We start from the raw sequence: 5579 nt of genomic DNA, 5'->3' as shown, positions 1-5579 counted from the left end.
CAGGGGTGGACCAGGATGAGTGGAAGCGCCGACCGGTCTCGTGGTGAGCACGGATCCGATGCCGGCTACGCGCTACCAGAAGTCTGGTGCGCCGTTGACCAGCCTGACGGGGACGGGGTGCCCTCCTGGGTACGTCTACGCGGCGGATCGAGGTGGGCCTGGCTGCCATCCAGTTCCGCGTTGATCGCCTGGGCGGGCTGTCTCAAACCAACGGCATTTGATCGTGTCCGCTCAAATACCCCTCAACCGCCGGGCGCCTGCTTCCGCAGGCTTTCACAGCGAAGCCCTGGGGTGCTCTCACCGGCTCCCGCAGTCGCGGCCTACAGCGGCATGAGTCAAAATCTCGTGCCGCTATCAGTCCTTCTGGCCCAAGGCGATGCGGATGATGGAGGGCGTGAGCACCACGGCGATGGTTCCCAGGGCGGCGCGGCCGCTCTCGAACCTGAAGCAACGCATGCCCTTGGGCCTTCTGGCCTCCAGGTCAGCAGCCAGGTCGGCAATGCCTTTACTGTCCAGCGTGATGGAAAGCGGGGGTGCGGACCCGTTTGGGATGCGCCTGACCCCTTCAGTTTCGCGGAAGGTGACCGTGGCTGTGCCGTCACCGCCAATTTCAACCAGCACTGTGCCAGCCGACCTGGCGGCCATGACATCGAACAGCCCGTCCAGGCATGACTTCGTCACCTCGACGGATCTTGCGCTGACAATGGCGCCCAGTGTGGTGACGCTGATCTCGTCAGCCCGGGGCCGGCGGTGGTCTGATTGTAGAGCGGTCCCCAGCATTTGAATTCCTTCGAGGCGCTATGCGCTACACCCAAAGAGGTAGGCAGACATGACGTACAACCTGAATTACAGCAAATTTATATAGCAAGAAAGTGATTTTTTATTCGCAATTTTATATAACCTGATCCTATTGGGTAGGTGGACCAAGTGCAGGGCGATAGGCATTGTCTATTCACCGAAATGATGAACCTATCTAGACTCCTCCTGCCTTCAGTCTGTTAACCTACCGTTAAGGCGAATGGCCGGGTCACTTACTTCAGTAGTCAATGGCTGAAGTGCAGAACTACATTGGTAGTAAATGATTGAGCCCGACTTTATTCCCCTCCCGATATCAGTGTAAGCCCCGCCACGGCGGCGGTGGCGAAGGCAATGGCCAGGCCACCCGGAGTCCCTCGGGAGGTGACCTTGGCCGGCAGCCAGGTCATCGCGGCGAATGTGCAGACCAGGGTGATGCCGAAGGATGGCAGCAGGCGGGGCTCAAGCCAGGCGCCGGCAGCCGCCAGCATCTTCACGTCTCCAAGGCCAAGGACGACGTCGTCCTCCACGTCATCGAAACGGGAAAACACGAGCGTCCCCCCAGCCCAGCACGTCAGGGCGATGCCACCCAGGATCATCGCTCCCTCAACGGCCGCGACCGGGTCACGGCCTTTGAGGATGGAAATGGCGATGCCGCTGGCTGCCAGGGTGAAGGTGAGGCTGTCGGGCAACAGCCGCTCCCGCCAATCCCTGATCGAGAGAAGGACAAGGAGAAAGAGCAGCAGACCGTAGCTCGTCACGTCGCCCCAGCCGAGGCTGGCGGTCGGGTCTCCTACCTGAATGATGTATCGCGAGATAATTTCCACTGGAGACCATGAACCCATACGTCACCATCGGTTAACAACGGCCTTGCCTGACAAATATCTTGTGGTAGCTAATCTGGTCAATCCCCTGCGAAATATCCGTCTAAGGAGCAAGTGGCCGTGATGGACCTCGAAGATGGCGAGACATCTCCAACAGCGGCTGTGCGGAAGGCTCCAACCCTCCGCCTCAGCTTCGGCAAGGTGAAGCTGCCCAATCGCGCACCTTTCGATCAGACATGGGATAACCATGCCGTCCAGTCAGGGCACGGCCTGGTCGTCGGAGGCAGCGGCAGCGGCAAGACCCATCAGCTCCGCCGAATGGCGAACCAATTCGGTGCCGCCGGCATCAAGACCATCGTCATCGACGGACAGGGTGACATCATCCCCAGCGTGCGGCACCAGACCATTACATTCGGCCCCACCTCGACGTTTGGTCTCAATCCCCTTGCCGTCTCCACAGACCTCGAGATGGGGGGGGTTCACGCCAGTGCCAACAAATTCATCCATCTCATCGGCAAGCAGGTCACCTTGGGTGACCAACAGCGGACAGCGCTATTCCGCCTCTTGATGGACCTGTACCGTCAGCACGGCTTCTCGCAGGAGGACCCGAGAACATGGTCACTGGAATTCGATCCACGCCGGCGCGCGCCGCCGCGCGAGGTCGAGGCCCGCCCTGGCATGGTAGCGCTGACAGGCCTGGAGATGTACTCCGTGTCCGAAGCGGAGAAACTGTCGCTGCGGGAGACCTACAGCCTCAGCTTCAATGACGCATCCCGCGTTTGGGAAATCCCCAAGGAACATCCACGGCTGGAGGAAGCCGTCGACCAGTGGGGCAAGGGAAAGGTCAAGCGCCCCCCCAACCTGCAGGATCTTTCCCGCCACATTTTCCAGCGGTTGAAGGCCATGAAGCTGGGCATGACGGACAGCGCCGTTCACCGCCTCGAGGAGGTCTGCAAGCAGGCCAGGACCCTGCAGCGCCTCCGGCTGAAGCGGGGGCATACCGACCACGAAGTCGACACGATCGAGGCCAGGAAAGCCAAGGCCAGGCAAGCCGCTTTGGAAGCCTACGAGGAAGCATTGGATCGGATGGAAACCGGCGAGGAACTGGAGCAGCTGTTACTGTGGGACAACCCGGATATCGTTAGGTCGCTTTACAACAAGGTCGAGGAGTTGCTCCGCAGCGGCCTGTTCAAAGGAAAGGCTCCGGAGCTGGACCCCACCGTCTCGGTCATCCGCTACAACATCCGTGGCCTGAACGAGACCGAGAAGAAATTCTTCATTCAATACTTGGTGGACGACATCCACTTGAAGCTGAAGGAGAAGGGGTTGTGCGAAGCCATGGATCATGCCCTCCTCCTGGATGAAGCGGCTCCCCACATCGACGACAGCAGCGAGAACGCCGTGGTCAGGGCATTCCGGGAGGCCCGGAAATACGGCCTGGGGCTTTGGCTCTTCGCCCAAGAACTTTCGGCATTTCCCAAGCCTCTCATGGCGAGTGCGGGTGCCAGGGTCATCCTGGGCGTGGACGACGATGTCGCCGCCGGCGTCGAGAAGAAATTGGCCTTGCAACCGGGGAAGCTTCGGTACCTGCGGCCGCAAGTGACGGCGTTGGTTCAGGTCAGAAGCAAGCGCGGAAACGACTTTTCCAACAGGTTCCACGAGTGTGAGATCGCGGGCTTGGCCTGATCATGGCTCGGCGGCAGACTGCGATGCCGTCCAACAGGGCGCCGTGGCTGGATATTACAGCCCGGGCATGCCAATCCTGTCGGGGCCCCCATTGGCTTCCATTCCCGCCGCCGCGGCGCGTATTGCAGCCCAGTGGGCCGCAAGGGCCCGGCTGTTAACGGTGCGCCGGCCTCCTTCTCCCGGTCCTGGCAGGCCCAGTTTGACGCTGATGGCGCTGGCGCTATTGCGCACGGTACTGAGGGACAGGTCCAAGCGCCGTGCGATTTCCTTGTAAGGCTCGCCGTCGACCAGCAGGTCGAGGATCTGGGTCTCCATGGGTCCAAGGGCCGCCGCGGCGCGCAACGCATGGCGGCTGACTGGCCTTGCCAATAGACAAAGGATGTTTTTTTCCAAGCCGTCGAGGGTGTCCCGTATGGTCTGGACGGCGGCCAGCATTTCCATGCCGCTCAATGGCGAGGAAGGCAAGGGCATTTCAACTGTGGGCGGTACAGACAAGAGGACGGCAGCCCCTCTGGTGTCAGGAAGACGGCCGGGCATCGCGCGCTCCGTTCAGGCAACTGTTCAAAGCCTGGTCTTCCTCGGACCCCTTGAGGCTGACCAGCAGGTCCCTCCCCTGCAGACCGGCCGCGGCCCCCTTGGCGGCAAGTCGCCCAAGGGCCTTGGCCTCGAGCGCGCAGGGTAGCGGGCGGGGACCCCGAGCGGCGGGACCATGGAGCGCCAGGGAGGTCAACATCACGCCGATGACGGAGAAGGCTATCATACTCCCGGCCCTGCCCATACCCGTGTCGGGCAAACCCATCCAGAGCGGTATCCTGAGGATGGGACGGCGCAGGTGGCCCATCGCATCGGCAAGATGGAGCTTGGCCTGGCCCAGGGCTTGGCGAATTATGGCGACCGGAGAGGGCTGGCTATCACCGCTCATGTTCGATGCTCGCGCAGGGATGAAACCAAATATCTTGTGGTAGCACATATTGAGCGACATTGTCACGGAGCCCACCCATCTTCGAACCGTCAGCGTTTTGCCATCATGGCTCATGACCCAGGGGCGCGACGCCTGTCGACCATCAGTGAAATGCCGTGGCGCCCTCCTCCGACAGCTGGGAGGCATGAATGATCGGCTTGGAATAGGCCCATTCTGGTGCCAAGACACCGATTCCCCGTGATTTATCCAGCGAGTCAGGGCATATCGCTGACGGTTGGCCCTTTGGAGACGGCAGAACGTTGATGGTTCAGCCGGACTCGGGCGATTATCCCGACCATAGTGGCTCCGGCGCTGACAGTCAGCCCAATCGAGGGGGCATAACGCTGACTGTCTCGGCCGCCATCTCTCAAAAATGGCGGTTTTTCGTAGCGACTATCAGCAGATCTTGTGATCTCGGTGTGAATAGATCTGGACAATCAGAATTAGGATCCCACAAACTGCACTGGATTTGAGCTACCACGAGTTATTATTGAAATCTGCCTGCCAAGGGGGCTCTGTTGGAGGCGGTTACCAGTGAGGTTCCTTGTGGAACGGATGGAAAAAACCTTCACGACGACCTCTTCACGGCGTCGGGAGGTCCGCTGTTGCCCATCTGCCGGCGCCCGCCGAAAGGCGGACTGCCAGCACGGCGTCTCCTTGGCGCCACCATGACTAGCAGTTCGCCAACATCAAATCGTGATGTCTCTCAGGAGCGGGCCCGAAATGTAGGGTCTATCGGACATCTCGATGGTGACGAACATCTGGCGGTGGGGCCGGCGTCACCCGCCTTGCAGGGAAAGGTGGTGGCCACTCTTTCTATTCTGGTTCACCAGCTCTTCCCCACCAACAAAATGCCAACGCAGAAATGCGTATTTGAATACGACGAAGTCAAAGTCGAGTTGTCGGGTCCTGAATTCGGGGTGGCCAATGCCTGGGACAAGCAAGTACTTTATTACATCCTCTCGATGATAGGCGAGAACACGGACGTCTCCCCCGCTGCCAACACCTTCACGTTCGAGCCGGCAGATTATTTCAGGGTCGCCCGTATTGGCAATCCAGGCGGATCACAGCATCACCAGCTTATCATGTCGCTGAAACGGCTGCGTAATACCGCTGTCCGGACCACAATCGGCTCCGGAGAGCTGGAGATGACCGACTTCAGCTGGCTGAGCGCCTACAAGGTCAACTGGACCGGTGAAGGCGAAGACATGCGCATCAAGACTGTCACCGTCGACGTGCCGCGGGTGCTGGTGACCACCTGCGCCGGCGCGAGCGCAACGTGGCTTTGTCCCCGACCTATTGGAAACTCACCC

6 protein-coding genes are annotated in these 5579 nt (G+C 60.3%); 2 read left to right on the top strand and 4 right to left on the bottom strand.

Going from position 1 to position 5579, the window contains the following annotated elements; translation table 11 throughout:
• Positions 1-354: 354 nt before the first annotated feature.
• Both I55_RS25595 and I55_RS25590 read right to left on the bottom strand, forming a co-directional pair.
• Entirely contained in the window at positions 355-780 is a 426-nt protein-coding gene (locus tag I55_RS25595; RefSeq protein WP_044563554.1) for a hypothetical protein, read from the bottom strand.
• A 314-nt stretch (positions 781-1094) separates the two neighbouring features.
• The gene (locus tag I55_RS25590; RefSeq protein WP_044563553.1) at positions 1095-1622 is read right to left on the bottom strand and encodes an A24 family peptidase; all 528 of its coding nucleotides are present in this window, start codon (positions 1620-1622) and stop codon (positions 1095-1097) included.
• A 120-nt stretch (positions 1623-1742) separates the two neighbouring features.
• Between I55_RS25590 and I55_RS25585 the strand changes: the two genes are divergently transcribed.
• Entirely contained in the window at positions 1743-3305 is a 1563-nt protein-coding gene (locus I55_RS25585; protein WP_148293953.1) for a helicase HerA-like domain-containing protein, read from the top strand.
• 54 nt (positions 3306-3359) lie between these two features.
• Here the strand turns inward: I55_RS25585 and I55_RS25580 are convergent, their stop codons facing one another.
• Both I55_RS25580 and I55_RS25575 read right to left on the bottom strand, forming a co-directional pair.
• Entirely contained in the window at positions 3360-3746 is a 387-nt protein-coding gene (locus tag I55_RS25580; RefSeq protein ID WP_044563551.1) for a LuxR C-terminal-related transcriptional regulator, read from the bottom strand.
• A 76-nt stretch (positions 3747-3822) separates the two neighbouring features.
• Entirely contained in the window at positions 3823-4341 is a 519-nt protein-coding gene (locus I55_RS25575) for a hypothetical protein (RefSeq protein WP_148293952.1), read from the bottom strand.
• Positions 4342-4934: 593 nt separating this feature from the next.
• Here I55_RS25575 and I55_RS25570 point away from each other — a divergent pair.
• The coding region (locus I55_RS25570; protein WP_199902722.1) for a replication initiator protein A at positions 4935-5579 on the top strand (645 nt) is incomplete at its 3' end.

This window comes from Azospirillum sp. B4, from assembly GCF_000333275.1.
In the GTDB taxonomy this organism is placed as follows: Bacteria; Pseudomonadota; Alphaproteobacteria; order Azospirillales; family Azospirillaceae; genus Nitrospirillum.
This window is presented reverse-complemented; position numbering and strand designations above follow the sequence as displayed.